The 226-nt window shown below is 58.0% G+C and carries 1 protein-coding gene; it reads left to right on the forward strand.

Annotation, left to right across the window (positions count from 1 at the left end):
• On the forward strand, positions 1–226 hold a 226-nt coding region (locus AF337_RS04515), incomplete at both ends, for an SDR family oxidoreductase (RefSeq protein WP_152970900.1).

A 226-nucleotide genomic window follows, 5' to 3' on the forward strand; every position in this document is an offset into this window, starting at 1 on the left:
GTCTCGACCTATGGCAAGGTGGACATCCTGGTTGCGAATGCAGGGATCGCTCGTTCCGGCGTCGCCGCAGAAGAGGTGACCGACGAGCATTGGCTCCACGTCAATGACGTCAACTACAATGGCGTCTTTTGGTGCAACCGCGCCTTCGCCCGGCATATGCTCAACGCCAATTCGGGCTCGATCGTCAACATTAGGTCGATGTCGGGTCTGATATCGAACCGCCCAC

The organism is Rhizobium ecuadorense, from assembly GCF_001187535.1.
Lineage (GTDB): Bacteria > Pseudomonadota > Alphaproteobacteria > Rhizobiales > Rhizobiaceae > Rhizobium > Rhizobium ecuadorense.